This window comes from Holospora elegans E1, assembly GCF_000648275.1.
Taxonomy (GTDB): domain Bacteria; phylum Pseudomonadota; class Alphaproteobacteria; order Holosporales; family Holosporaceae; genus Holospora; species Holospora undulata_A.
Map to the genome: position 1 here is coordinate 1 of NZ_BAUP01000014.1, position 1,587 is coordinate 1,587.

The 1,587-nt window shown below is 36.2% G+C and carries 1 protein-coding gene and 1 pseudogene; one reads left to right on the forward strand and one right to left on the reverse strand.

The features are described from left to right. A pseudogene (locus tag HE1_RS08450) lies at positions 1-268 on the forward strand (hypothetical protein); the annotation flags it as partial. 229 nt (positions 269-497) lie between these two features. Here the strand turns inward: HE1_RS08450 and HE1_RS00215 are convergent. Continuing rightward, positions 498-1,328 carry a hypothetical protein gene (locus HE1_RS00215; protein ID WP_035543212.1) on the reverse strand — a complete coding sequence of 277 codons (831 nt, stop codon included), beginning with the start codon at positions 1,326-1,328 and terminating at the stop codon, positions 498-500. Positions 1,329-1,587 lie beyond the last annotated feature (259 nt).

A 1,587-nucleotide genomic window follows, 5' to 3' on the forward strand; every position in this document is an offset into this window, starting at 1 on the left:
CAAACAAAGAGGGGACATTGAACGGCTGTTCAGAACTATGAAAACGCAAGGGGTTAACCTTGAAAATACCCCTATGAAAGATTTGGGAAGACTTTCCAAACTTATGACCATTGTCGCTGTTGCTATTGTATACGCTTTTATAACGGGCCTTACACAAGAAATTGCTTACAAAAAAAACAGTCAGAGTGCCTTTGTTATTCATACTTCACAAGGGGACTCAGGTGGATCAAAGATAAACTCTTATTCTTTGATTTCAGCGATCTTTTAAACTACCTGAAAAAAAGTGAGGGGGAGTATGGGCATGCGCTATTGACAACCGCTCTTGATTATATAACATACTGCATTAACCCCCTCTTTTTTGTTGTGTTTGCTTTTATTGCCGCTATCAAAATGATGCTTTACCACATTCCTCTCTCTCTTTTAAATCGCTTGGATAATTCATCTTCTACACCTTCAAGCCTTTTATATCACACTTTTTTATTCATGAATACAGGTTCTTAGTATTGTTCTTGATAATGAGAGTAATTTGAGTGTCGCGGGTATTGTTCTTGATAAGCGAGATTTGAAAGTTCTTTTTGAAAACTTTGGTCTGAGTGTTGTCCTTGATAAGAGTCATTTGAGTATTGCCTTTGCTCAGTTTCTTTGTTTTGATATTCGGAAAACGATACGGGCTCAACGTGTTGATTTATTGATTTTTTTTGAATCTTCAATGCATTTTTCTGAAAAGTTTGATCTCGCATTGAGGCACTTGCGGATATAGCTCCCTGAATTGCTGGTGCACCTACTACTGAGGCACCAGCAACTGCTCCTAATGCTAAAGTTGCTACTGGCATTGCGTTATCCATTACATTATTCACAACTTTTTTCATACTTTTTAACTGAGAATTAGACATTCCTCGCGCCTGTTCTTTTTTTCCAGCCTCTGATTCATTCAAAATCAATCCTTTTTCAGCACAGTATTTTCTTGCTTCATCCATAGCTCCATCTTTTGGACGGCATCCTCCAGCTGTTACTTGAAAACAAGACTCTATTGGCTTGTTATAAATTTCTTTGGTATTACCATATCGATCCATACACGAGACGTTGTAAGGAGTTCCGCAGCGAGCACATCCTTTTCCTCTAGTTGTCACAAGGTTTGAAGTATATTTAAATAACGTAGAAGGAACGTCAAGTATTCCACCATAGATTTTTTCAGATTGAAATAAAACCAAGAAAACTAGTAATTTTTTATAATTCATAATTAATAAAATTAGTTTTTTATTATTATAATATTTTTTAATAAAAAAATTGGTAAACAGATCTATCACGAAAAAGGAAATTTCTTGCAAATGCTCATACTCCCCCTCACTTTTTTTCAGGTAGTTTAAAAGATCGCTGCAGCATGTTACAGATGGCGGCTTTCGTCCGTATTTAGGTGAGTAAAAAAATCCTTCAAAGGCTTTTTAGAAGTGCCGAAGTTGGCCAATGGATTATCTTTTATACGGATAAAAAAGGGATCGTGTAGTCACACAAATAAGTCACACAAATAAGTGATCCAATCTTTGCCCACAAATTCGCGATCAGCTGAAAAGGAGAGAATTTTATCGA